General features: G+C 63.4%; 23 protein-coding genes and 1 pseudogene. 13 read left to right on the top strand and 11 right to left on the bottom strand.

The features are described from left to right. Nucleotides 1–2 precede the first annotated feature (2 nt). Nucleotides 3–2900, bottom strand: coding sequence for a 2-oxoglutarate dehydrogenase E1 component (locus OKW26_RS25625; protein WP_429355606.1), 2898 nt, complete (start codon nt 2898–2900; stop codon nt 3–5). A 419-nt stretch (nt 2901–3319) separates the two neighbouring features. On the opposite strand from OKW26_RS25625, the gene OKW26_RS25620 reads away from it, so the two are divergent. The 8 genes and pseudogenes from OKW26_RS25620 to OKW26_RS25585 form a co-directional block, all read left to right on the top strand. Next, entirely contained in the window at nt 3320–4291 is a 972-nt protein-coding gene (locus OKW26_RS25620) for a GlxA family transcriptional regulator (RefSeq protein ID WP_184067587.1), read from the top strand. Then, nucleotides 4278–4859, top strand: coding sequence for a G/U mismatch-specific DNA glycosylase (mug, locus tag OKW26_RS25615; protein WP_429355605.1), 582 nt, complete (start codon nt 4278–4280; stop codon nt 4857–4859). The genes OKW26_RS25620 and mug overlap by 14 nt, the downstream gene beginning before the upstream one ends. Before the next feature lie 422 nt (nt 4860–5281). Then, nucleotides 5282–6889: an MFS transporter gene (locus OKW26_RS25610; protein ID WP_429355604.1), complete on the top strand. Its 1608-nt coding sequence runs from the start codon at nt 5282–5284 to the stop codon at nt 6887–6889. Between the two features lie 12 nt (nt 6890–6901). Continuing rightward, nucleotides 6902–7978 (top strand): HlyD family secretion protein, encoded by a 1077-nt coding sequence (locus OKW26_RS25605; RefSeq protein ID WP_429355603.1) that lies wholly within the window; start codon nt 6902–6904, stop codon nt 7976–7978. Continuing rightward, the gene (locus tag OKW26_RS25600; RefSeq protein WP_429355602.1) at nt 7975–9498 is read left to right on the top strand and encodes an efflux transporter outer membrane subunit; all 1524 of its coding nucleotides are present in this window, start codon (nt 7975–7977) and stop codon (nt 9496–9498) included. Before OKW26_RS25605 ends, OKW26_RS25600 begins: the two co-directional genes overlap by 4 nt. A 91-nt stretch (nt 9499–9589) precedes the next feature. Beyond that, nucleotides 9590–10819 carry an MFS transporter gene (locus OKW26_RS25595; RefSeq protein ID WP_429355601.1) on the top strand — a complete coding sequence of 410 codons (1230 nt, stop codon included), beginning with the start codon at nt 9590–9592 and terminating at the stop codon, nt 10817–10819. 48 nt (nt 10820–10867) lie between these two features. Then, complete coding sequence (locus OKW26_RS25590) at nt 10868–11068, top strand: copper chaperone (RefSeq protein WP_184067569.1); 201 nt, start codon at nt 10868–10870, stop codon at nt 11066–11068. 121 nt (nt 11069–11189) lie between these two features. Further along, nucleotides 11190–11375, top strand: a pseudogene (locus OKW26_RS25585) (biosynthetic-type acetolactate synthase large subunit); the annotation flags it as partial. Nucleotides 11376–11443: 68 nt separating this feature from the next. On the opposite strand, the gene OKW26_RS25580 reads toward OKW26_RS25585, so the two are convergent. The 10 genes from OKW26_RS25580 to OKW26_RS25535 all read right to left on the bottom strand — a co-directional run bounded on the left by OKW26_RS25580 (nt 11444) and on the right by OKW26_RS25535 (nt 20111). Next, nucleotides 11444–11908 (bottom strand): RidA family protein, encoded by a 465-nt coding sequence (locus OKW26_RS25580; protein ID WP_429355600.1) that lies wholly within the window; start codon nt 11906–11908, stop codon nt 11444–11446. 139 nt (nt 11909–12047) lie between these two features. Then, complete coding sequence (locus tag OKW26_RS25575) at nt 12048–12755, bottom strand: SDR family NAD(P)-dependent oxidoreductase (protein ID WP_184067560.1); 708 nt, start codon at nt 12753–12755, stop codon at nt 12048–12050. A gap of 153 nt (nt 12756–12908) precedes the next feature. Continuing rightward, the gene (locus OKW26_RS25570; RefSeq protein WP_429355599.1) at nt 12909–13601 is read right to left on the bottom strand and encodes an NnrU family protein; all 693 of its coding nucleotides are present in this window, start codon (nt 13599–13601) and stop codon (nt 12909–12911) included. Nucleotides 13602–13868: 267 nt separating this feature from the next. Continuing rightward, nucleotides 13869–14429 (bottom strand): hypothetical protein, encoded by a 561-nt coding sequence (locus OKW26_RS25565; RefSeq protein ID WP_429355598.1) that lies wholly within the window; start codon nt 14427–14429, stop codon nt 13869–13871. Between the two features lie 509 nt (nt 14430–14938). Then, entirely contained in the window at nt 14939–15967 is a 1029-nt protein-coding gene (locus OKW26_RS25560; RefSeq protein ID WP_429355597.1) for an alpha/beta fold hydrolase, read from the bottom strand. A 29-nt stretch (nt 15968–15996) separates the two neighbouring features. Further along, complete coding sequence (locus tag OKW26_RS25555) at nt 15997–16650, bottom strand: Gfo/Idh/MocA family protein (protein ID WP_429355596.1); 654 nt, start codon at nt 16648–16650, stop codon at nt 15997–15999. Beyond that, nucleotides 16592–17017, bottom strand: a complete 426-nt coding sequence (locus OKW26_RS25550; protein ID WP_429355595.1) for a Gfo/Idh/MocA family oxidoreductase — start codon at nt 17015–17017, stop codon at nt 16592–16594. The genes OKW26_RS25555 and OKW26_RS25550 overlap by 59 nt, the downstream gene beginning before the upstream one ends. 172 nt (nt 17018–17189) lie before the next feature. Further along, nucleotides 17190–18092, bottom strand: coding sequence for a shikimate dehydrogenase family protein (locus OKW26_RS25545; RefSeq protein WP_262419986.1), 903 nt, complete (start codon nt 18090–18092; stop codon nt 17190–17192). 10 nt (nt 18093–18102) lie between these two features. After that, complete coding sequence (locus OKW26_RS25540) at nt 18103–18555, bottom strand: cupin domain-containing protein (protein ID WP_090805074.1); 453 nt, start codon at nt 18553–18555, stop codon at nt 18103–18105. Nucleotides 18556–18677: 122 nt separating this feature from the next. Continuing rightward, complete coding sequence (locus OKW26_RS25535) at nt 18678–20111, bottom strand: MFS transporter (RefSeq protein WP_429355594.1); 1434 nt, start codon at nt 20109–20111, stop codon at nt 18678–18680. 84 nt (nt 20112–20195) lie between these two features. Between OKW26_RS25535 and OKW26_RS25530 the strand changes: the two genes are divergently transcribed. The 5 genes from OKW26_RS25530 to OKW26_RS25510 all read left to right on the top strand — a co-directional run bounded on the left by OKW26_RS25530 (nt 20196) and on the right by OKW26_RS25510 (nt 25116). Beyond that, entirely contained in the window at nt 20196–21008 is an 813-nt protein-coding gene (locus tag OKW26_RS25530; protein ID WP_184067543.1) for an IclR family transcriptional regulator, read from the top strand. Next, nucleotides 21005–21817, top strand: a complete 813-nt coding sequence (locus OKW26_RS25525) for a 2-keto-4-pentenoate hydratase (RefSeq protein WP_429355593.1) — start codon at nt 21005–21007, stop codon at nt 21815–21817. The genes OKW26_RS25530 and OKW26_RS25525 overlap by 4 nt, the downstream gene beginning before the upstream one ends. 13 nt (nt 21818–21830) lie before the next feature. Next, nucleotides 21831–22724 carry a fumarylacetoacetate hydrolase family protein gene (locus OKW26_RS25520; RefSeq protein ID WP_429355592.1) on the top strand — a complete coding sequence of 298 codons (894 nt, stop codon included), beginning with the start codon at nt 21831–21833 and terminating at the stop codon, nt 22722–22724. Beyond that, nucleotides 22699–23448 (top strand): hypothetical protein, encoded by a 750-nt coding sequence (locus OKW26_RS25515; RefSeq protein WP_429355591.1) that lies wholly within the window; start codon nt 22699–22701, stop codon nt 23446–23448. Before OKW26_RS25520 ends, OKW26_RS25515 begins: the two co-directional genes overlap by 26 nt. A gap of 96 nt (nt 23449–23544) precedes the next feature. Next, the gene (locus OKW26_RS25510; protein ID WP_429355590.1) at nt 23545–25116 is read left to right on the top strand and encodes a UxaA family hydrolase; all 1572 of its coding nucleotides are present in this window, start codon (nt 23545–23547) and stop codon (nt 25114–25116) included. Nucleotides 25117–25152 lie beyond the last annotated feature (36 nt).

Raw genomic sequence — 25152 nt, 5'->3', positions numbered from 1 at the left:
ACTCAGCCGGTGAACGCTCGCGACACGAGCGCGGATTGTGTCGCCACATGCGCCGCATGCGATCCCGGCGCGGTCGATGCGCAAGCATCAGGTCCCGCGTACAGCAGCGTCGTGCCGGCAGGCAGAATCTCGCGTAGCAGCGGCTCGACGAAATTCCATGCGCCCTGATTGCGCGCTTGCTCCTGGCACCAGACCACGCTCTTCAGGTTCGGATAGCGAGCGAGCTCGGCGGCCAGTTGTTGCGCCGGAAACGGATAGAGCTGCTCGACGCGGATGATCGGGGTGTCGGTCATACCGGCGCTGCGGCGATGCGCGAGCAATTCGAAGTAGACCTTGCCGCTCGTCACGATCACACGCTCCACATCAGTCGCGCGCGACGCGTCGATCTGGGTGTCCGGCAGAACCTCGCGGAATTCGCCGTGACTCAACTCGTCGAACGTGCTGGTCGCCTCCGGGTGGCGCAGCAGCGACTTGGGCGTCATCACGACGAGCGGGCGCCGTTCGAAGGCGCGGGCCTGCATCAGCAGCAAATGGAACAGTTGCGCGGGCGTGGTCGGTTCCGCAACCCGCATATTGTTTTGCGCACTCAATTGCAGGTAGCGCTCGAGCCTCGCCGACGCGTGCTCGGGACCCTGGCCTTCCTGCCCGTGAGGCAGGAACAGCGTCAGGCCGCTGTGTTGTCCCCACTTGGCCGCGCCCGCCGCGATGAACTGGTCGATCACGACCTGCGCGCCATTGGCGAAATCACCGAATTGCGCTTCCCAGATCACCAGCGCATTGCGATTCACCGTCGAATAGCCATACTCGAATGCCAGCACGGCGGCCTCGGAGAGAATCGAGTTCGTCACGGTGAACCGGCCCTGGGTTGCGCCGAGATGATCGAGTGGAACATAGACCCCATCGGGACGATGTATCCGTGTCTGATCGTGCAGAACGGCGTGCCGGTGGTTGAACGTCCCGCGTGCGCTGTCCTGCCCGCTCAGTCGGATACCGACCCCGGCCGCGAGTAACGATGCGAATGCCAGATGTTCGCCCATGCCCCAGTCGAGCAGGCGTTTTCCGGATGCCATCTCCTGACGCCCGTTCATCATCTTCCTGACGAGCACATGCAGCGTCAGGTCCGCGCGGACGGTCGAGATCCGCTGCGCGAGGCCGCGCAGATCGTCGGCCGACGGGGCGAGGTGGCGGGCCGGGCCGGTTTGCGCGGCTGAGCGCGAGCGCTCGCCGGCTTCCTCGTGTAGCGGCGAAGCATAGGAACCCACGGTCTCGTGCGCGCGCTCGAGAAGTTCGCGACGCGCGCTGACGTAGCGTTGCGCCTCGTCGGCCTTCAGCACGCCTTGCTGGATCAGCCGGTTCGCGTAGCGTGTCCTCACGCCCGGATGACCCGCGATCGAGCGATACATCAGCGGTTGTGTGATGCCGGGCGTGTCCTGTTCCTGATGCCCGTACCTGCGAAAGCAGACGAGATCGATGACGACGCTGCGCTTGAACTTGCTGCGATAGTCGAGGGCGAGCCGCGCCGCCATCGCGACCGCTTCAGGGTCGTCGCCATTGACGTGCAGGATCGGCGCCTCGATCATCTTCGCGACGTCCGTCGTATAGAACGACGAACGCGTGTCGCGCGGATCGGAAGTCGTAAAACCGATCTGGTTGTTGACGACGACGTGGACGGTGCCGCCCGTGCCGTGTCCGCGCGTGTAGGAAAGGCTCAGCGTTTCCATGACCACGCCCTGTCCACTCATCGCCGCGTCGCCGTGGATTTCGACCGGCAGCACGTCGTCGCCGTCGGCGCTGCCGGCGAGATCCGCCTTCGCGCGCGCCATGCCTTGCACGACCGGGTTGACGACTTCCAGATGCGACGGGTTGAACGCGAGCGTCACCTCGACCGGTCCGGCGTCGGTCTCGACCGAACTGGCAAAGCCCTTGTGATACTTGACATCGCCGTCCGTCAGTTTTTCGGCGTCCTTGCCGTCGAATTCGTCGAACAGCGCGCGCAGCGGCTTGCCGACGACATTCATGAGCACATTCAGGCGGCCGCGGTGCGCCATGCCCATCACGAGCGCGCGCAGCTTCTTCGACGCGCCATACCGGACCAGTTCGTCGAGCAGCACGATCAACGACTCGCCGCCTTCGAGCGAGAAGCGCGTTTGTCCGACATAGCGCGCGTGCAGGTGTTTTTCGAGCCCTTCGGCTGCGCTCAAACGCTCCAGCAGCCGCAGTTTCTCAGCGGCCTGCAGCGACGGCGTGGCGCGCGAGGATTCGAGCCGTAGCTGCCACCAGCGCCGCTGCTGCGCGTCGGCGAGGTGCATGAACTCGGCGCCGAGTGTGCCGGTGTACGTTTGCTCGAGCGCGGCAACGATATCCTTCAGCGTCGCGTCGTCCTCGAAGAGAAACGTGTCGGCGGTGCTGAACGTGGTCGACATGTCGGCGGCCGTCAGGCCGTAGTAGGCCGGCGTCAATTCGGCGTAGGAGCGTGGCGGCGTCCACGCCAGCGGGTCGAGATCGGCCACGCGCGTGCCGATCATCCGGAACGCGGCAATCAGCGTTTGCACCGCCACCTGCTTTCTCGCGAGGCCCAGCGCGTCGGCGGCCTCCTTGTTGGCCTGCTTATTGGGTTGCTTATTGGCCTGCTTATCGGGCTCGCTACCGGCTTCGTTGCTGGCCGCGACGACGGTACGCGGCGTTCGTTTAGCCAGCTCGACGAAGCTGGAGATCACCGGTGCGTGCGGCTGGTCGTCACGATCGCTGCCATCGATGGCGGGGGTGTCGCGCAACGCGTCGAACCACGTCCGCCACTCGGCTGTGACCGCATTCGGGTCAGCCAGGTAAAGCTCATATTGCTCTTCGACGTAGGGGGCGTTGCCCCCGAACAGGAAAGAGCTCTGACGTTCCTTCAACATGATGAATCTGCCCTTGCTCGCTGTGCGGCCGTGAGCCGGCCGCAACATATGGAGTGACGACTATCGTTGCTTGTAGCCACCCACCGAACAGCCAGGCATCGACGCGCGTCACAAGCGCCGTCCTTGGCGGGAGACCTCCCGGCACGCCCGGGTGATATCCCAAGTCGCAGTCGTGTAGACAGTCTAGTTAATCGATGCTGTGGCGGAAATGCGCGGATGGTGCGTTCGTCTGCCAACTAGTCGAAGTTTTGGGCCACGCGCGCAGTGCTGGCTTACCTCGTGTCGGGCATCGTTGCGGCGAGAGATTTGTTACGCCCAGACACAATAGTTTTTCCGGGCGCTGACGGCATCAGCGGCCGATGATGCGGTAAGCTGCGCCACGGCATCGCAAACATAGTTTCCACCATGAAGGTCACGGCATGAAAGTCGCCATTGTTGTATTCGATGGTGTGCAGGCGCTGGATGTAGCAGGCCCACTCGATGTGTTCGCCGAGGCGAACACGTTTCTTCCCGAGCATCAGCGCTACGAGGTCTCGCTGGTCGGACGCGAAGCGGGCACCGTGACCTGCTCGAATGGCATGCAACTGGCGGTTTCGTTTGGCTATGCCGACCGTGACATTCAATGGGACCTGCTGCTGGTCGCGGGCGGACCTCAGTTGCCCGATGCGCAGCCTTCGAATGAATTCCTGACCTGGTTGCAGAATCAGGCGCGCAGCGCGAGCCGCTTCGGCTCCGTATGCAATGGTGCATTCGTGCTCGCGCGTGCGGGGCTGCTCGATGGCAAGGAAGTCACGACGCACTGGTCGGACGCGAATCGGCTGTCCAATGAATTTCCGCAAGCCAACGTGCGGCCGGACAGGATCTTCGTTCGCGACGGTCGGCTTTTCACGTCAGCCGGCGTGACCGCGGGCATCGATCTGTGTCTGGCGCTCGTCGCCGAGGACTGGGGGCACGAGCTCGCGGTGCGGGTCGCGAAGCGTCTGGTCGTGTATATCCAGCGGGAAGGCGGTCAGTCGCAGTACAGCCCCTATATCGGCGCGGGCAAGGACGAAGATCCGATCCTCCACAAGGTCTATCGATATGTGAGCGAGCATATTACCGGGACGCTGTCGATCGAGGAGCTCGCGAGCGCGGCCTCGGTGAGCCGCCGTACATTGTCGCGGGTATTCGCGAAGCACGCGAAGGTGACGCCCTCGGTATTCGTCGAGCAGGTGCGCGTCGATACGGCGAGAAAACTGCTCGAGGATACCGATGCTCCGCTGAAGACGGTCGCGTTCAAATGCGGCTTTCACAACGCCACGCATATGCGCACGACATTCTCGCGGCGGCTCAACGTCACGCCGAAGCAATATCGGATGCGATTCAGAGGGGAGGCGAGTGCACAACAGTGAGCCCACCGCGGCGCTGGCGGACGTGTCGTCGTTGACCAACGACGATTCGGCGCAATTGCTTCCCGACATCATTCAGTCCGGCTTGTCGATCCTCTTCTGCGGCATCAACCCGGGATTACGCGCGGCGTCGACAGGGCACCACTTCGAAGGCAGGGGTAACCGGTTCTGGAGAGTTCTCCATCGCGCCGGTTTCACGGACGAGGAGTTTCGCCCCGAGAACGACCGGCAACTGTTGAATCGTGGATACGGTCTTACCACGGCGGTCTTACGTCCCACGGCTCGTGCGGACCAACTGTCGAAGGCGGAGATTCAAGCCGCCGCGGCGCAGTTCGAACTGAAGATTCGACACTACGCGCCGCGCTTCATCGCGTTTCTTGGCAAGGTGGCGCTCGCCGAAATGTCCGGCCAGCGTGATATCGAATGGGGCTTGCAAGCCCGTGATTTCGCCGGTGCGCGCGCATGGGTCCTGCCAAACCCAAGCGGACTGAACCGATCGTTCAGCCTCGATGCACTCGTGAGCGCCTACCGTGAGCTCCGGTTGGCTGCGAAACTGGCGCTTCCCGACTAGACGGCGATTGCCGCCATAGGCGGGCGTTGCTGCCTTTTGCGGCGCGCTAAGCCGCGTCTCACGCTTTTGCCCGAGCCCTGCGGGTCGGTTCCACGCAGCCTGTAACGGCTGGTCGCGCATCAGCGTTCCGCTTGACTCAAACCAGCGCCTGAATCGCATGGCCCGTGACGAACCACCATGGTTCGTCACGACGCACGCTTTTCCGCCCATGCCGCGCGAGCGGCGCACAGCCGGTCGACACAGCACGGCCTGGCCAATTTTCCGTACTGGATGGCCCAAAACCCGCCTAGCCGAAGCTTTAAGAAATCGGCCCGATCTCTGACAATTAAGCAATCGGTGAACAGCAACGAAGAGCGGTGAGCCGACAGCTGACTGTCCGCGTCGGGCAGTACAGCTAACTAAACCAGAGCGGGTTGAAACCTATGACGACTGAAACGGAAGCGCCGAGTATCCCGCGATCGCTGGAACGCAATCCTGTACGCGTGGTAGCGGCGCCGCCCCGGACGGCTCCTGCGCAGGTGACTTTTACGGCGCGTATTGCGCTCGGGCTCGTCGGCATGCTGTTCGCATCGTTGCTGGCGATCCTGAACGAGCAGGTCACCGCGGCCGCGATGGCCGATCTCCAGGGCGCGTTCCTGATCGGACATGACGACGGCACCTGGCTCACTTCGCTGTTCGAAGCAGCGAACGTCGCGACGATGGTGTTTGCGCCGTGGTTCGGCATCACGTTCACGCTGAAGCGGTTCACGATCGGCGCCGTACTCGCGACGATGTTCTTCGGCTTGCTGTGCCCGTTCGCCCCGAACCTGCCGACGCTGTACGTGTTGCGCATCCTGCAGGGAATCGCGGGCGGAAGTCTTCCGCCGATGCTGATCATCGTGGCGCTGCGCTATCTGCCGCCCAATCTCAAGCTGTATGGCCTCGCCGGCTATGCGCTGACAGCGACCTTCGGGCCGGCCCTCGGCACGCCGCTCGCCGCGTTGTGGACGGAGTTCGTCAGCTGGCGCATGGCGTTCTGGCAGATCGTTCCGCTCGGCGTGCTGTGCTGCATCGCGATTCAGCGGGGGCTTCCCGCGGACCCGATGAAGCTCGAGCGGTTTCGCTCGTTCGACTGGATCGGCTTCGTGACCGGATTTCCCGCCATCGCGATGCTGGTGATCGGTCTTTTGCAGGGCGATCGTCTCGACTGGTTCGATTCGGGGTTCATTCGCGTGATGTTCGGCGCGGGGGCGCCGCTGCTCGTTGCATTTCTCGTCAACGAATGGTGTCAGCCGGTGCCGTTTTTCAAGCTTCAACTGCTTGCGCGCAGGAATTTCACGCATGGACTTTCGACCTTGCTCGGCACTGTGATCCTGCTGGTGGGTATGGCGGCAATACCGGGCCAGTATCTCGCGAAAGTCCATACCTACCGCCCGCTGCAGACCGCGCCGCTGTCGTTGTTTCTGGCCATCCCGCTGTTGCTCACGCTGCCGCTGACGGCCGCTTTGCTGAATACGCGCCGCGCCGATCACCGCTGGGTGATCGCAACAGGTCTCGCGCTGATGCTCGTGACCTGCGCGATGGGAAGCTTCATGACTTCCGAGTGGATTCGTGACAACTTCTACCTGCTGCAATCGTTGCAGATCGTCGCGCAGCCGATGGTGATCATGTCGATCCTGATGGGCGTGACGACGGGGCTGCCGCCCACCGAGGGTCCGTTTGCTTCGGCGATGTTCAATTCCCTGAAGACGTTTTCCGCGGCGGTGGCGAGCGGGCTCATCGAAAGTGTGGGGACCGCGCGCGAGCATTTCCATTCGAGCATGCTGGTCGACCAGCTGGGCAACCGCCCACTGATGGCGAACCAGGGCGTCGGCGCGGACTTCGGTCTGGGTCAGCTCGCGCACCGGATCCACGAACAGGCGGTCGTTCTGACTTCCGCCGATCTGTACCGCGTGATGGCGTGTGTCGCCGTTGCGCTTCTTCTGCTGGTTCCAGTGCTGCCGGTGCGCATCTATCCGCCGTGGAGCACGACGCCGCCTGCTTCGCATTGAGGAACGATTCCCATGTCATCGACTATGCCATCCCCATTGAAGATCTTTCGTGCTGCCGCGGTCATCGGCGTCGTCGGCCTCGCTGCATGGGGCTGCACGAGGCTGCTCGCGAGCCCGAATACCGAGTCCACCAACGACGCCTACGTCACCGCGGACTTCACGCTCGTCGCGCCGCGCGTCCCGGGCCAGATCACGGACGTACTGGTCAACGACAACGAGGACGTGAAAGCGGGCCAACTGCTCGTGCGCATCGATGACCGCGACTTTCGCGCGGCGTTGATGAGCGCCGAGGCGGAAGTGGTCGCGGCGAAGGCATCGGTGGCGAACTTCGATGCGGAAATTGCGCGTCAGCCGTCGCTGGTGGAGCAGGCGCGCGCGACGCTGCGCGCCGACGACGCATCGATCGGTTTTGCGCGGGCCAACGCGTCGCGCTACCAGAACCTGTCCGACGCCGGCGCGGGGACGGCGCAGGAACAACAACGCGCTTCGAGCACGCTCGCGCAGCAGCTTGCGCAGCAGTCGCACGACCAGGCGGCGTTGCTGGCCACCGAGCAGAATCTGGACGTGCTGCGCACGCAGCGCGACAAGGTTGCGGGCGCGCTGGAACACGCCGAGGCGGCGCTCGAGCAGGCGAAGCTCAACCTGTCGTACACGGAGATCCGCGCACCCGTCGACGGCAAGGTCGGCCGCCGTTCGGCGCGGGTCGGCGCATTCGTGACGCCCGGCGCGCCAGTCCTGGCGATCGTGCCGCTGTCGGACGCGTACGTGGTCGCCAACTTCCAGGAGAGCCAGATCACCAATATGCGACCGGGCGAAGGCGTACGCGTGACGGTGGATAGCCTGCCCGGCATCGTGATCCGCGGCCGTGTCGATAGCCTCGCGCCGGCGACCGGCGTGAGCTTTGCGCCGATCGCGCCCGACAACGCCACCGGCAACTTCACGAAGGTCGTGCAGCGGGTGCCCGTCAAGATCACGATCGATCGCGGCCAGGCGAGTGCAGCGGCATTGAGCGTGGGGCTCTCGGTCGAAGCGGACGTCGTGGTGGGCCACAGCGGCGAAGCGACGGCCGAGGGAGCGCAAAGAGAATGAACACGAGCAACTACTCTGCGCGCGCGATCGTCGCAGCGCTTCTGACCTGTGTCGCGCTGACGGCATGCACGGTGGGTCCGAATTTCGAACGTCCACAGACGGCCACGCCGCAGGTCTTCGAGCGCACGCAAACCGCGCAGTCGCCGAGCCGGGCGGTGGAATCCCAGTTCGGTCCGGATTGGTGGACGCTGTTCAACGATCCGGTACTCAACCAGCTGGAAAAGCAGCTGGCCGACGCCAACCTCGACGTGGCCGCGGCCTCCGCGCGTTTGCTGCAAAGCCGGGCCGAGCGGCGCGTTGCCGGCGCCGCCGAATACCCGACGCTCGACGGCGCCGCCTCGTACAACCGCGAACGCGGCAGCCAGAACGGCATCCTGTCGCTGCTCGGCGTCACGCCGACGCAAAGCCAACCGCAATCGGCTTCCGGCAGCGCGCCGCTGGGCGTGGCTCCGTTGCCCGGCTCGGCGGGCTCGCCCGCCTATAACCTGTATCAGGCCGGGTTCGATGCGTCGTGGGAGATCGATCTGTGGGGGCACGTGCGACGCAGCGTCGAGGCGGCGAGCGCGCTGTCCCAGGCCTCATACGAGGACCGCAACGCGGTGCTGTTGAGAGCGCGCGCGGAACTGGCGCGCGACTATATCGAGCTGCGCGACACGCAGGATCTGCTGCAGATCGCGACACAGAACCTCGACATCGCCAACGATGTGCTGAAGCTCACGCGGGTTCGCGCGCATGAAGGCGTCACGACCGATCTCGACGTGTCGAACGCTGCCGCGCAGGTGGAAAACATCGAAAGCCTGATTCCGACGCTGGAGTCGCACTGCGAGACCACGATCAACGCGATCGGGCTGCTGCTCGGGCAGGAACCCGGTGCGCTGCGGCAGACGCTTGCCGAACCGCGCGAGGTGCCGGTGCTGCCCGCGCAGGTGCCGATCGGCTTCCCGTCCGAGCTCGTGCAGCGCCGGCCCGATATCCGCAAGGCGGAGGCGGACCTGCATGCGGCAACCGCGACCGTCGGCGTCGCGAAGGCCGATTTCTATCCACGCATCACGCTGAACGGCAGCGCGGGGTTTCAGAGTCTTCAACTGTCGAATCTCGCCAGCTGGGCGTCCGGGCAGTTCGTCGTCGGGCCTTCGATTACGTTGCCGATATTCGAGGGAGGCCGTCTGAAGGGCACGCTGCAACTGCGTGAAGCACAACAACAGGAAGCCGCCATCGTCTACCGGCAGACGGTGCTGCGCGCGTGGCGGGAAGTCGACGATTCGCTCGTCACCTACGACGCCGAACAACGCCGCCGCGATCGGCTCGCCACGGCCGTCAGCATGAACGAGCGCGCGCTGGCCGTTGCGCGGGAACGCTACAAGGCGGGCGCGCTCGACTATCTCGACGTGCTGAACGTGCAGCGGCAATTGCTCGAAGCGCAGAGCAATCTGCAGAAGAGCAAAGCCACCGCCGCGACCAATCTGATCACGCTCTGTAAAGCGCTGGGAGGGGGATGGGAGTCGACCTACGGCGGATAACGGGCAACGTGCCGCCCGCCGTTCAATACTGGAACCGGATCGCGGCATGTCGCTGCGAATACCGGAGCGAACGAACAACAAGGAGCTTGTCATGCGCGATTCAACCCATTCAGCCGATAGTGCCGCCACGCCCGCATTCGCATCGCGCGGCAAGATCGTCATGATGGCGATCATCGCCGGCGCGGTGATCACCAACATTTACTGCACGCAGCCGATCCTTCCGCTGGTCGCCGCGGGTCTGCGCGTCGACGTGACGACGGTCGATCTCGTCGCCGCCGCGGCACTGCTCGGTTTTTCGAGCGGGCTCGCGTTGCTGCTGCCGCTCGGCGACCGGTTCGATCGCCGCAAGCTGGTGCTGATCCAGATCGCGCTCGCCTGCGTGTTCGGCGTCGCCGCGGCCGTCGCGCCCGGCATCTGGGCGCTCGTCGCGGCGTCGTTCGGCCTCGGCATCGTGAGCTGCGTTCCGCAGCAGCTGGTGCCGTTCGCCGCCGTGATGTCGTTGCCGAGCGAGCGCGGGCGCAACGTCGGCACCGTCGTGAGCGGGATCATGGTCGGCATCCTGAGCGGCCGTACCATCGCTGGCGTGATCGGCGCGGCGTATGGATGGCGCGCGGTGTACGTCGCCGAAGCGGCCTTCATGGTGCCGGTCTGGATCGCGGCCGCAGCGCTGCTGCCGCGCGGCGTGCCGTCGACGAATCTCTCCTATGGGCGCCTGCTCGCTTCGCTGTGGCCGCTCGCGCGGGACAATCGGCCGATCCGCGAATCGATGCTGATCCAGGCCCTGCTGTGGGCCTGCTTCAACGGGTTCTGGGTCAATCTCGCCGCGCTTCTCGCGAGCGGACCGTGGCATCTCGGCAGCGCATGGGCAGGCGGCTTCGGCGTGATCGGCGCGGCCGGCGCGTTCGCCGCTTCACTGGGCGGCAATGCGACCGATCGGGTCGGGTTCCGCAAGGTGATCGGCGCTAGCATCGGCATCGTCACGCTCGCGTATCTGCTGCTGTCGGGCGCGGCGAGCTCGCTGACGCTGTTGATCGTGGGCGTGATCGTGCTCGATATCGGCGTGCAGTCCGGTCTCGTATCGAACCAGACGCGCGCGTTCGCGGTCGATCCGAAAGCGCAGGGCCGTATCAATAGTCTTTATATGACGGCCACCTTTTTCGGCGGTGCGCTCGGTGCGACGGTCAGCGGCTGGTTGATGACACGCTATGGCTGGACGGGCATCGTCGCGTTCGGTATCGCGCTCGGCAGTCTCGCCGCCGCGATTCACTGGATCGGCACGCCTCGCGGGACGGTGGTCGAGGTCCAGGCGAGCCCGGATTGATCGCGAGCCGCCGCCTGGTTCGAACGTAGATGACTGGTGAGGTGAAACATGAAGTTCTCGATGAAAACTGAAATCCGTGCGGATGATGTTACCAGGCTCGAGCATGCGATGAAGTCGGTCGATCCCGACGCGAAAGTCGCGGTCGACGTTGGCACGCAAAGCGTGAGCGTCGACTCGTGGCTGATGCCCGAGGAATTTCTCGTCGCGTTCTACGACGACAACTACGAGGTGGCCGTCAAGGAGTGGTGACTCCAACGACGCCCGCGCGCGTATCGCGGCGGGCGGATCGCTGACGCCAGGCATGGGCCGCGGCGCGATTGCCACCGCCATCCGAAGCCGCTTCGTCGTAACCGAGCGCCGCGCCGACGAATCGCTCGCTGAACTGGAACAGAAACTCAGGGCGTTCATCGAATTCGCCGGACCGGCGTTCCTCGAAGTCATGATCGACCAGAACGCCGATGTGTTTCCCATGGTCGGGCCGGGACAAAGCTATGCGGAGATGATCACCGGGCCTTTCATCCCGTCTCGCGATCAGCGGGAGGCTGGCGGCAAGCACGTTTGGAGGCGTTTCGAGGCCCGCGCCGCCAAGCGGGAAGGGCGTGCGTCACGCCTGGCGCGCGTCGATCAGGCGGGCAGGAATTCGGCGATGACGACGATCACGACAGCGGCGTCGGCGGGACCCTGGCTATGCGAGAACGCTGAACGCGCATGTCCCGCTTTGTCGCCGAGCACGGCAGCGAACAGATCCGAAGCGCCGTCGACCACGGCGGGCTGCCCGTAGAATCCATCGGCGGAACTGACGTGCCCCTCGACGCGAACGATGTGATGCAGGCGCTCGAAACCGCCGAGATGACGCGAGATCTGCGCGAGTACGTTGAGCGCGGCGAGTTGGGCAGCCTTGCGGCCCTCTTCGAGCGTCAGGTTCTCGCCGACACGCCCCGAATAGACCATTTTGCCGTCGGACAGCGGCACCTGTCCCGAGATGAAAAGCAGGTTTCCGGCTTCGCTGACAGCCGTATAGCTGCCCAGCGGTTGCGCAGGAGAGGGCAGTTCGAGACCGAGTTCTGCGAGTTTCTGTTGGACGGACATGGTGGGCTCCTTGAGTGGGGCGTCGAGCGCGCGAATCAGATCATGCGCGCAATGTGCGGACACCCGCACTGACGATGAATCGCGTCATGGGTGCGGTGTGGGTCGGCTTGCCGGGCGAGTGCGGGTGACGCCAGACCACTTACTGGCCTGCGCTCTGGCCGCCGTCCACATGCAGGATCTCGCCGGTCACGAACGGTGCCGAGTCGAGATAGAGGATCGCATTGACGATGTCGCTCATGTCGCCCATGCGCCCGACCGGATGCATCCCGGCGAGCGTCGCGTGTGATTCGGCGGGATGCATCGGCGACTTGATGATGCCGGGCGACACCGCGTTGGCGCGGATACCGGCGCGCGCATATTCGATGGCGAGCGAACGCGTCGCGGCATTCAGGCCGCCCTTCGTCAATGACGCGAGCACCGACGGAACCTTGCTGTTCGCCTTTTCGGCGAGCGTCGTGGTAATGCTGACCACGTGACCGCTGCCGTGCTTCTGCATCGCGTCGATCGCGTACTGGGTAATGTAAAAGAAGCCGTTCAGGTTGACGTTCAGGATCGCCGCGTAGTCTTCGGCGGTGTACTGCGTGAACGGCTTCGCGATGAAGATGCCCGCGTTGTTGACGAGCGTATCGACGCGTCCGAAGTGCTCGATGGCAGCGTCGACGACGCGGCGGGCGGTAGCGGCGTCGCCGATGTCGCCGGCCACGGCGACATAGTCGGCCTCGACGGCCGGTGCGATGGAACGAGCCGTGGCGACGACGCGATGACCCTGCGCGCGGAAGGCTTTGACGGTTTCAGCGCCGATGCCTTGCGATGCGCCGGTGACGATGACGACTTTGGAAGTGCTCATGGTTTGTCTCACAGTGTGATTGATCTGGCCTGCTGGCCGTTCGAATCGATGGACCCGATGGAGGGCACTGTAGGCGCATCCGCCGCGAATTCGAACACACACCGTGGACAAAGAGTCTTGCGCCACGAGAACAAATCTCGTGGAACCGTGCGGCTAGAGCCAGCGCCAGATGCCCGCCGGCCAACCGGAGAGCGGGATATGAGCCCACGTCGCCACGAGCCAGAAAACGACGCCGCCCACCAGCGCGTGCATGCCGAACCCGCCCAGCCGCGCGCGGCCGGCGGCGATCGCCGCGAACGGCAGATAGCTCGTCTTCGATTCCCATGCGGGCCACAGATCGGGTTGCAGCCGCCGTTTCTTGCGGTCCTGTAGCGCGGCACCGACCAGCGCGAGGATGATGATCGCCCCGGCAAGCACGATGTTCCGGGTGACCGGGAACACGGCGATATGGCACAGTCCCCAAAGCGCGAACGACCACATCATCGGGTGACGGGTCACTGCGTACACGCCGCGCGCCGCGTCGGGAAACGCGGTGGGCCGGCCGCCGGTGGGCAACGCCGGGTTGCGGATCAGGGAGCCCATCAGAAGGATCGACGCGATCAGCATGAGCACGGTCACAACTGCCCACAGCGCGTTGCCTGCCGGCCATAGCGGCGCGGAGACGGGCGTCCTGTCGTAAGCCATGACCATCCAGCCGAACGTCAGTATCGCAATCAGCGAATAGACGCCCATGGCACCCCGTTCGCCGATTGCCCGGACCATACCCGCCCGCAGCGGATGGGACAGGAGAAAGTGGCTGCCGACAAAAGCGAATGCCGCCACGACAAGTGTGTCGATGCTTCCCATTGGCCCGGCTCCTCAAGTCAGATGATCGGTCGACCGCGTGCATTGCGAGAATACTACTTCGCGCGCCACAAGGAATGCAGCGATCGCTTCGCGAGTTTCGATTGCCGCGCGCCGCAAAACCTTGATTGGCAGTGTCGTCGTCGCGATGGCCGGGACACTCGCCATCGCATCGACTGCGCAAGCGGGGCAATGGGCCGCCAACCATCCCCGGCGCGTCGAAGTGAACAACCGTCTTGCCAACCAGAACAATCGCATCCGTCGAGAGGTTCAGGATCGGCAAATGTCGAGAGGCGAGGGCGGGCGCGCGTGGTGCGGTCTTCCGCAAGCGGCGAAGAGCGGCCCCTTGGCGGCGGAGTTAAGGTCTGCGTTGAAATTTGACTCGCACAACAACTCGTCGCAAGGCGTAGCGGCGGGTAGAGCCGTTAGGCGGCAACGGTCCCAGAAGGCATTGTCGACCGGTTCTGGTGCGCCGTCGTTGGCTACAGAGCGGTATCCTGCCTCGACGACAGCGATCGCATGCTCGGCCTCGCGCAACCCTGCAACGGGAGGACAACCATTCGCCAGATCGGCCCAGCTGCGCTTTAAGAACACCGAATAAAACTCGTCCGTGTTGTACTCCACCTTCGTGGCGCGCCGTTGCTGTTGGCCCCGCGCTTTGATGTAAAGCTGGTCGGCATAACCCCGGACGTAGGAGGAGGTATGCGAGATGGAAAACGCGAAGTCTCGCTGATCCTCCGCTGTCGATGGATACAGGTAACCCGTTTCAACCACGCCGATTTGTCCCGCAGCGTTTCGGCACGTGAACACGGCTTGCTCCTCGACGGTCACATCAGGTCGATACGTTCGCATCTGCGCCGAGACGTGGGTGATGGGATCTGTTTGTGAGGGATGAGATCAGGTCAATGAAATGAACCCCGACATTCAACGTGGACCCTCCACCTGCGTGTCGTTTATCCAGCATCCAACTGCACCCGCCGCGCTCATACCGAGCTATCGGGCCAACGATGAACCTGAACGCGAGATGCTGGAATCCCTCCGGCGTAAATCCATTCGCGGGACGCTTCCATTCGTCCCGCTGCGCCTCTGTGGCGCAACGGGCCTTGGCGCCAGTTCGCTTGATCCACGAGCGGCAGAAACGAGCACCGCAGCGACAACACCATCGGGCGGACGCTCAAGGCGGACGCGAGGGCAGCGTATGCGTCACATCCCGCTGCCGCACGGCGACAGCAACAGCCCATCGCCGAACGGAACATGGTCGTTGCTCGAAAGACATGTTGTGTAGGTCCAGCTCAATAGCGAGGCGCCGGACGAAGGGGCGCCGTATTGTCCGGTCAGCATCACCTGGAGGCGCGGCGTGGGGCTGATTGCAGCAGTTCCTGCAACTCGGCTTTGTAGAAACGCGCCAGGCCGTTGGTACCGTGGCCGCACGTATCCTCGCTGGCAGGGATCAAAAGCAGCCGGCCGTGGCGCACATGCTGCATCGCGTGCTCCATCAGACCGGTCTCGGGCGGATAGCGTTCGTCATCGGCCGCGTTGATGGCGAGCACCATAGCCCGGATCTGCTCCAGGCCGGGTGCCGGGTTATAGCCGCGCGAGGCACCCCATTGATATAAGAAGTCGTTGGCATCCAACGTGAAAGGCTGGGCCAACAGGGTGTCCAGGAAGTTGTCGGCCAACTCCATTGTCGGAGCTGCTTTCTGGTAGGCCAGCGTTCCGCCGTTGGTGGCCAGCGCGAAGAACGCGCTGGCAATGCGCAAGGAGCGGGGCGGGCTGGCGTAATTGCCATCCAGGTACTCCGGGTCGTCGCGGACCATCTCGGTGAGCATGCGGCGCAGCATCCAGTTGCGGCCCGACATCTCGGTCGGTTGCGACGCCATTGGCACCAGCGCGTCCATGAAGTCCGGATATCGCACCGCCCAGATCCACGCGTGCATGCCGCCCATCGAGTTGCCGATCAGCAGGCGCAAGTACCTGATGCCCAGGCCCTCGGTCAGGAGCCTGTACTGCGCGAGCACCATGTCGTCGTAGTTGTAAGCCGGGAACCGCGTGCGCAGCCCGTCCGACGGCCTGGACGATCCGCCGGCTCCAATTCCGTCCGGGAGGACGATGAAATAATTGTTGGCATCAAGCGGCTGTCCGGGCCCGAACAGCTCTCCCGCGAACGCGGGCGTCAGCATGCTGGCGCCTGTGCCCGTCGTGCCGTGCAGGACCAGGACCGGCTCGCCGGACGGGTCGCCGATGGTTCGGTAGTGTAGCCGCACCTCCGGCATCACCTCCCCGGTGTGGAAACGGAAGTCTCGCGCGATCCAGTCGCCTTCCTTCGGTGCAGGATAATCGGCCAAATTGCAATATCTCGTTAGCGGCATAGGCGTGCGACGCAATCCGATGGCCTGGATTACCCGGAAATCGGTTCAAGAGTCTGAAGCGCACCCCCCTGCCGAGCAGAAGCGTAGGCCGCATCCATGACCTGCATCATCGCCTCGGCGTCGCGCAAGGACGCGATCGGCCTTGCACCTGTGCGGCATTCACCAAGCACTCGCTTGACGAACAGTGGGTAGTAAATGTCGGTCTCTAACTGGAGACGGCGACTGCGAGTGCCGGCGGCAAGATTGTTCCGGTCCCGAATCTCGATCCGGTCGGGGCCCGATTTTGCGTACATGCGATCGGATGAAAGGGTGAAGGAGAATTCGCGCTGCTCGTCTTGAGTACTGGGAAAGCTGTATCCGGTCTCCACGAGCCCGATCACGCCGTCTTCGGTTTGCATTGTCAGCAACGAGTAGTCCTCGACGGCGCCTCGATGCGTTCGGGAGTTCATGGTGGCGGAGACTCGCGCGACTTCTTTGCCGGTCAGTAATCTGAAGAGATCGATGAAGTGGGTTGCGACATTGATCGTGGATCCGCCTCCGGAAAACACAGGATCGAGTGCCCAACCTGCGCCTGCAGCTTCGTAACGACCAGGCGCACCTACAATGAAACGGAAAGACATGTAGTTAAAGTCCGACGGTATGCAATCCTCCGCATCTTCCAGTGCGCCGAGCAACTCGCTCATCCGGAAGATCAACGGTACGGCGCAATAAAGATTGGCTTCCTCGGTCAGTTTGCGCAGCCGCGGTGACCTGCGACATGTTTACGCCGCAGGGTTTCTCCAGCGCGAACGGAATTTTTCGTTCGATCACCGCCTCCGCGAGCGTCGGCATTTCGGAATGCCGCCCAAACACAAACGCGAAATCGACATCCTCGCGCTCGAGCAACTCATACGCCGACGAGTACAACGTGCTCCGAAAGCGCGCGGCAATTGCCTGTCCTTTTACTTGCTCCGCATCTGAAACGGCTACCACCTGGATACCGGGCGCCTCGAGCGCATCGAGATAGAGTGGGACATGCCAATGGCTGGCCTCCAGCAATGCGACTTTCATGCGTGTTCTCCCTTCGCACCGTCGACGAATCGACTCCGTGCTTGCGCGATGCGCGCATTAAAGCTGGCCGCACATACCAATGTGGAAACGTTGAAACTGTTCATCGCATCTTCCCTCCATTCAAACTGGTAAAACTGTCGATTCCGGGCGCTTTCCCAGAGGCGTTAGGGCATTAACGACTTGCGTTCGTTGCAGGCGCGAAAAGCACGCCGTCGTCTGGTGCTGACCTGCCAGCAGGGTGGTAATCGAACCCAAGGAAGCGTAGGGCATGCACTGCCTGCCCTTCATGCATCGGCCCCCCGTCCTGGGTACGACAGCCGCGCGCATGCGCGGCGCGGCGAAGCTGCGTCGGCTCTGGCGCATTGATGATGTCTACGACGATGGTGCCGGGTGCGAGCCGCTCGGGATTTACCGGCATGGCGTCATTCGCGTTCATGCCGAGCGGTGTGGCATTGATCACGACTTCGAAACCGTGCGGGTCGGGAGGTCCGGAATGCGTGATGCAACCGGTTTCGGCAGCAACGGATTCCGCGAGCTCGCCAGCCCGCTGCTCGTCGACGTCGGATATGGTTAACGTTCGGGCGCCCGCCGCCGCGACTGCAAATGCGATAGCCCTGCCCGCGCCTCCGGCACCGACGAGAAGAACGGACTTATTCGCCGGATGATTGCCTTCCCATTGCATGCCAAGCACACAGCCCACGCCATCGAATATGGCGCCGACCCAGCGTCCATCTTCGTTGCAACGTATCACGTTGAGTGCGCCGACCCTGGAAGCAGTGGGATGGAGTTCGTCGACAAAATCCAGCATCCGTTGCTTATGAGGCATTGTGACCAGCAGGCCGGAAAGATTGCGTAACGCTCGTGCGCCGGCGACGAATGCGGACAGGTCTTCCGCCTTGACCCAAAACGGAACGCAGACCGCGTCCGCGCGCTGTTCGATAAAAAGCTGGTTCAGCAGTTGCGGCGACCTGGCTGCCGTCAGCGGATCGCCCACTAACCCGTAAAGTCGCGTTCTTCCCGTGATATGTGGATGCATTGCGGCCTCATGTCCGATGTTGACGGAAGGTGCAGTCATAGCTTACTGCTCACTTCCAGGGTGCCGGGGCTTCGGCGAGATCCCATGTTCCGTAGACAGCGGGCTCGTTAATCTCGATGACTTCAAGGTCATCGGAGCGCCAGATCACATTGTGCGGAACGCCGGCGGGTTGCGAGAGGTCGTCCCCGGCATTGAGAGTCACATCGCCCTCGACGCCGGCGAAACGGAACGTCACCGATCCGCGCAGCACATACAGATAGTGCGCAGTCATGTCGTGCCAATGCCAGCCCGTGGCATCGGTGAACGGGGTCAGTGCGCGAATGTGCTTGGCGCCGATGCGACCGTTGGTCACCGCGGCGAGTCCGAGGTCGCGATACTCGGAGTCCGCGCGCAGCCCTTCCTTGTTCCAGACCGCTGCGGATGCGCTCACACGTGCGAACGGAGTCAGGGATTGCGCGAGTTCGCGCGGGCCATCGTAACGTGGCGTACCTTGGTTGTGCATGTGTCTTTCTCCTGTGTGGCATCAGATATTGGCGAGTGCCGCGGCCGCGTGTTCCTGCCCGGCTCGTCCGAACAGCGCAAGTTGCGCCGGGCGGTCGCTGCCGATATGGCCCTTGCTTTCGGCTACGAGCGCAGTTGGTTCGTCAGATCCTGTGAGTCGGCTGTTCCGGTCGCCTCACGCAACATCTCGGCGCGCAGACGATCGTATTCGCCTTTGGGTACAGGGACCGCGTTGCGGTCGCCGAGATCGTGGAGCCGGACCCGGTACGTCTCGCGCGTGGTAAAGGCGGCGATCGCGGCCACGACACAGATGCCGAATGTCAGGGCTCCGATCTTCAGTGGAATATTGGCGGAGCCGGGGGGCGCGACCGCGACGAAGAATGCCGGGAGCAGCGCGGAAAGCGTCGTCCCGACGTTCTGTCCAATGGCCATCCCGGACACGCGCACGCGCGTGCGGAACAGTTCGGAGAACAGGCTCGGGAATACGCCGTTGAAGCCCTGATAGGCGATGCCCCACATGAGCACCGAGAGAACCATCGCCAGCCACACGTTATGGATGCTGATAGCGTACAGATACACGAACGAGAGCAGTCCGGCGCTGAGGGTGCCGACAAGGACTGGCGGCCTGCGACCAATCCTGTCTGAGAGGTTGCCGACGAAGGGAATCAGGATCACTGCGCAGATATTGCCCAGAACAGGGATCCACAGATACATGCCGGGAGGGAAGCCGATGCCGTACGCCGGCTGAACCGCGTAGGCGGTGCCGAAGACCGCGGCGACAAGGGCGATTACGGCGGTAAGCGCCATGCAGACCACGCGCACGACATCGTCCCAGCTCTGCCGGAGCACTTCGACGACTGGCGAGGCGGGAATTTCGCCGTGCACGCGCTCCTCGGCGAACGCCGGGGTCTCATCGACTTTGCGGCGAATGACGTAGCCCGCGATGAGAACGACAATGCTGAGCAGGAACGGAATCCGCCAGCCCCAGGAGGTGAACTGGTCCCTGGGCATGAAATGCGCGAGAGGCAGGAAGATCGCTGCCGCCATGAGCTGTCCGGCCTGCACCCCCTGGAGGGTAAAGCTCGCGAAGTAGCCGCGCCGACCGAACGGTGCGTGCTCGAGAATCATCGAGCTGGCGCCGGAGAGCTCCCCGGCGACCGCGAAGCCCTGGATGAGGCGAAGAACCACGAGCAGCACCGGCGCCCAGATGCCGACCTGCTTATAGGTTGGCAGGACCCCGACGGCCATCGTTGAAAAGCCCATGAGGAACATGCAGAGGAGCAGCACCGTCTTGCGGCCGTGGCGGTCGCCCCAGTGACCGAGGACGACGGCGCCCACCGGGCGGGCGATATAGCCGACACCGAAGGTTGCCAGTGAGGCGATGATGGCGACCGTTGGATTATCAGACGGAAAGAAGAGCTGCGGGAACACCAGCGACGCCGCGGTCGCGTAAATGAAGAAGTCGTAGTACTCCAGCGCCGAGCCGATCCAGCCGCTGGCCGCGGCGATCTTCGACTGGCGCTTGCCGTGAGGCTTAACCCGGGTGTTCCGATTCATGCTTGTCTCCATCGTGATTGACTTTCCGGTGCTGTTTGTCTATTGTTGTAACACCGTTCCATTAAGAATCATGTTACGTCAATTATGAGAGTTGTCAAGGGAGCAGTTGACCGGTCGCTGCAGGCGATCGAGTTGCTCGCACGTGAGGCGCGCTGGATGCGCATCTCCGATATCGCCGCCGAACTCGGGCTGGAGAAGGGCCCCGCGCATCGCGTACTCGCGCAACTGTGCGAGCAGGGCTGGGCGGAACAGGATGAACAGACCTCCCAGTACCGTCTGACCTTGAAGCTGTCCCTGCTCGGTCAGCGGTACCTGCATGGGCTTGGTCTGCCGGGTCTGGTGCAGCCGATCCTCGATGAGGTCGCGGGTCAGTGCCGCGAGCTGGTCCGGCTGACGGTGGTCAACGAAGGAACACTCGCATGGCTGGCAGCGTCCCAGGGCGCGGCACCGGGCCTGATGTATTCGCCGTCCATGCATAGTCCCATCGTCTTGCATGCCACATCGGTTGGCAAGGCGTGGCTGGCTGGAATGCCGAACGACCAGGCGATCGAATACGCCCTGCGTGGTGGACTCGGAAAAGCGTCCGCCGCGGGCGCATGGACGCCGAAGGCCATTACCAGCGTCGAGCAGCTGATTCCGGAGTTGGAGCGGACCAGGCAGCGTGGCTATGGCCTTGTCGTCGAAGAGGCCGAGCCGGGTGTCGTCGCATTGGCGGTGCTGGTGCGTGCGCTGCCTGACGGTGCGGTGGTCGGCACCATGAGCATTGCCGGGCCGGTCACACGGGTTCAGCCGGAGCGTTACGAGGCCTTTTACGCGCTATTGCAGCAAGCGTCCGCGAAGCTGGGTGCCGTATGGCCGCGCCAGAGCGTCGGTGCACATGCGAGCGAGGCGGCATGAACGCGCCGGGCGCAGCTCAGGCTCTCGAGCGACTCACCGCGTTGGATGAGCAGGCAGCACGTGTCCTCGTCGCGGCGCGCCGGCAAGGCACGCTCGTGGAGCGCCTTCCCATCGAGCTGCGGCCCGCGAATCTGGACGAGGGTTTCGCGATCCAGCAACAGGTGGGCGATCAGCTCGGCCGGCAGGCTGGCGCGTGGAAATGTGCGCTGCCGCCGGCGGGCAAACTCATCGCTGCGCCAATCTACGACGCCGTCATCCATCGAGGCGCCCAATGCCGCATTCGCGCCATGCCTGGGCAGTCCTTGGTAAGGGCAGAGCCTGAACTCGCCTGTTTGCTGGCTCGCGATCTGCCGCCACGGCGCGAATCGTATGGCGAAGCCGAGGTGCTCGACGCTCTCGGGAATGTTCACCTCGCGCTCGAACTGCTGGGCAGTCGCTATGCGCATCCAGAATCGCTGACGTTTCCTGAATTGCTGGCAGACGGTCTGTTCAACGCCGGTCTTGTCATTGGGCCACGCGTTGAGTTGCGCGATGGCGCGACGCCGGCCGATCTCCCGGTCCAATTCACCGTCAGTGTGACTCGCGCCGGACACGACACGGTCAGTTTTGCTGGCCGCCACCCTGATCGCACCGTGCTCGCGCCGATCGTTTGGCTCGTCAATTTTCTCCGCGTCCGCGGCCTTGGATTGCATGCCGGCCAGGCGGTGATCACGGGCTCTTACGCGGGCGTGCTCGAGTTGCCGATCGGCAGTGAGTTGCATATCGGCTTCGGTGATCTCGGCACGTTGCCGATACTTTTTTTGTCTTGATAGGAGTCTTTAAATGCGTCTCGTCCGTTTCGGCCAGCCTGGTCAGGAGCATCCCGGTGTCATCGATTCAAGCGGCGCGATCCGCGATCTGACCGGCGTCGTCGACGACATCGACGGAACGACTGTTTCGCCTGCGGCCCTTGCGAAGCTGAGCGAACTCGATCTGAATCGCCTGCCCGTCGTGGAAGCGGGCACGCGCCTGGGCGCCTGTATCGGCAATGTCCGTAACCTCGTGTGCATTGGTCTGAACTACTCTGATCATGCCGCTGAAACCGATACGCCCATCCCGCGGGAACCGGTCGTGTTCAACAAGCATACGGGTTCGATCAGCGGTCCGAACGATCCGGTCATCTTGCCGGCAGACGCGCAAAAGCTGGATTGGGAGGTCGAACTGGGCGTGGTGATCGGCAAACCCGCCTGGCAGATCGATGAAGCCACCGCGCTCGATCATGTGGCGGGTTACTGCCTTGCCAATGACGTTTCCGAACGCGCGTATCAGCTCGAACGCGAAGGCCAATGGACCAAGGGCAAAAGCGGCTTCTCTTTTGCGCCGCTCGGCCCGTGGCTCGTAACTCGCGATGAAGTGCCCGACCCGCAGGTGCTCGACCTGTGGCTCGACGTCAACGGCACACGTCGTCAGACGGGCAACACACGCACGATGATCTTTAACGTCGCGCATATCGTGGCGTATCTCAGCCGCTTCATGCCACTGATGGCTGGCGACGTCATTATTACCGGGACGCCTCCCGGTGTCGGCCTCGGTCAGAAGCCGCCCGTCTTTCTGAAAGCGGGCGACACCATGACCCTCGGCGGCAGCGGACTCGGCGAGCAGAGCCAGAAGGTGGTGCGGTATGCGGATTCGCTTGGCACGGCATGGGGCCGTGGCGAATATCCGTTGGCACGATAAAACGATTCGATCTGTAGAAGGAGGAGATATGAGCCTTGCTGGAACGGGCGTCGTCGCAATCTGGCATGACCTGCTGCCGGAAGCGAAGGATGAATTCTACGAGTGGCACAACCGCGAGCACATGCCGGAACGCGCCGGGATTCCGGGGTTCAGGCGCGGGCGGCGCTACATTGCGCTGGATGCGGGCCCCGAGTACTTCAATCTGTACGAAGCCGACACCGTGGAGGTGCTCGGCGCGCAGGACTACCTGCTTCGGCTCAATTCGCCGACGCCGTGGACGAAGCAGGTCGTCGCCTCGTTTCGCAGCGTGGCCCGCTCGATCTGCCATGTGGCGTATTCGGAAGGTGTTGGGCAGGGAGTCAATCTCATGACGGTGCGCTTCGACGTGCCTTCCGCGGCGCGGGCCGATGTCGTGAAGGGATTGCGTCAACGGGTCTTGCCGCCGCTCGCCGACCGGCCCGGGATCACGGGCGTGCACCTGTGTCTGGCCGATGAGGCCGTCAGCAAGGTCGAAACTGCTGAGAAGAAGGCGCGTTCGGAAGGCACCCAGGTGCCGACATGGATCGTGATGATCGAAGGATGCCGTGCCGACTACGTCCGCACAACAGTGGACGCTTTCCTTGCCGGGCTCACTGCTTTGCCAGGGGCCGCTGCGGTTGCGCCGGACGCCACGCTCTATCAACTCGAGTACACGCGCTGCAAGACGCCGTGGAGCGCTGGCTGAAACGTCGTTTGAACACGGCTGCACCGCGCGTAATGCGACGTCGTGCAGCCGATCCTGAAACCGTCGTTACGCATTGAGAAACGAAGGAGTAGTTCCATGTCGTCCCCTGTTGCGGGCAAGTCTGTCGCATCGACCGCGGTCGGACCGGTTCGCGTCATTCGACTCAATCCCGCTGACGATGTCGTCATCGCCCTCGATCAGCTCATGTCCGGCACGGTGCTGGATGAGGAAGCGGTGACGGTCTCGGGATTGATCCCGCCCGGTCACAAAGTGGCGACACGCGACATCGGTGAAGGTGAAGCGGTGCACCGTTATGGCCAGATCATCGGCTTTGCGAGTCAGCCGATCCGCGCGGGGCAGCACGTTCACACCCATAATCTCGCGATGGGCGAATTCGCCCGTGACTACGCATTCAGTCAGGGCGTACGTGCCACTGTCCCGTCAACTGAATCGGCGACATTTCGCGGCATTGTGCGTGAAGACGGCCGTGTGGCAACGCGCAATTACATCGGCATCCTTACCTCGGTGAACTGCTCCGCCACGGTCGCGCGAGCCATTTCCGACTATTTCCGCCGTGACATTCGTCCTGAAGCGTTGGCCGCGTTTCCGAACGTCGATGGCGTCGTCGCGCTCACCCATGGTTCGGGTTGCGCTATTGACTCCGAAGGCGACGGCCTCGCGATCCTCCAGCGCACACTTGGCGGCTATGCGTGCCATCCCAACTTCGCGGGCGTGCTGGTTATCGGCCTGGGCTGTGAAACGAATCAGATTTCGCGGCTGCTCGAAACCCAGGGGCTCAGGGAACACGACCGCTTGCGAACCTTCACGATTCAGGACACCGGTGGCACGACCCTGACAATTGCAAAAGGTATCGAACTGGTTCGGCAGATGTTGCCCGACGCGAATGACGTTAAGCGGGAAACGGTTTCGGCAAGTCATCTCACCATTGGCCTTCAATGCGGTGGGTCGGACGGATATTCGGGCGTCACGGCCAATCCTGTGCTGGGTGCAGCCGTCGATTTGCTCGTGCGGCGCGGCGGTACTGCGATTCTCTCGGAGACGCCGGAGATTTATGGCGCCGAGCACTTATTGACCCGCCGCGCGGTAACGCCCCAAGTGGGACAGAAACTGGTCGATCGCATCAGGTGGTGGGAAGCATACGCGCAGCGGCAAGGCGCGCAGATCAACAACAATCCGTCGGCGGGCAATAAGGCCGGCGGTTTGACGACCGTCCTCGAGAAATCGTTGGGCGGCATCGCAAAGGCAGGCTCCACGAACCTGGTCGAGGTGTACGAATACGCTCAGCCGGTCAAGGCGCGCGGTCTCGTGTTCATGGACACGCCTGGCTACGATCCGGTGTCGGCGACCGGCCAGGTTGCCGGCGGTGCGAACCTGATCTGCTTTACGACGGGACGCGGTTCGGCTTACGGCTGCGCGCCCTCGCCATCGGTAAAGCTCGCGACAAACACCGCGCTGTGGCAACGTCAGTCCGACGATATGGACCTGAACTGCGGAGAAGTGCTGGAAGGCAGCACAACGATCGAGCAACTTGGCGCAGTGCTGTTCCAACTGCTGCTCGACGTGGCCTCCGGGAAACGCTCTCGTAGCGAGCAGCACGGTTACGGGCAAAACGAATTCGTGCCTTGGCAAATCAGCGCAATCATGTGAGCCGCTGTTGTCAGGCACAAGTAGAGCGTGCACCGC

The sequence above is a fragment of the Paraburkholderia sp. 32 genome (assembly GCF_050435345.1).
In the GTDB taxonomy this organism is placed as follows: Bacteria; Pseudomonadota; Gammaproteobacteria; order Burkholderiales; family Burkholderiaceae; genus Paraburkholderia; species Paraburkholderia tuberum.
This window is presented reverse-complemented; position numbering and strand designations above follow the sequence as displayed.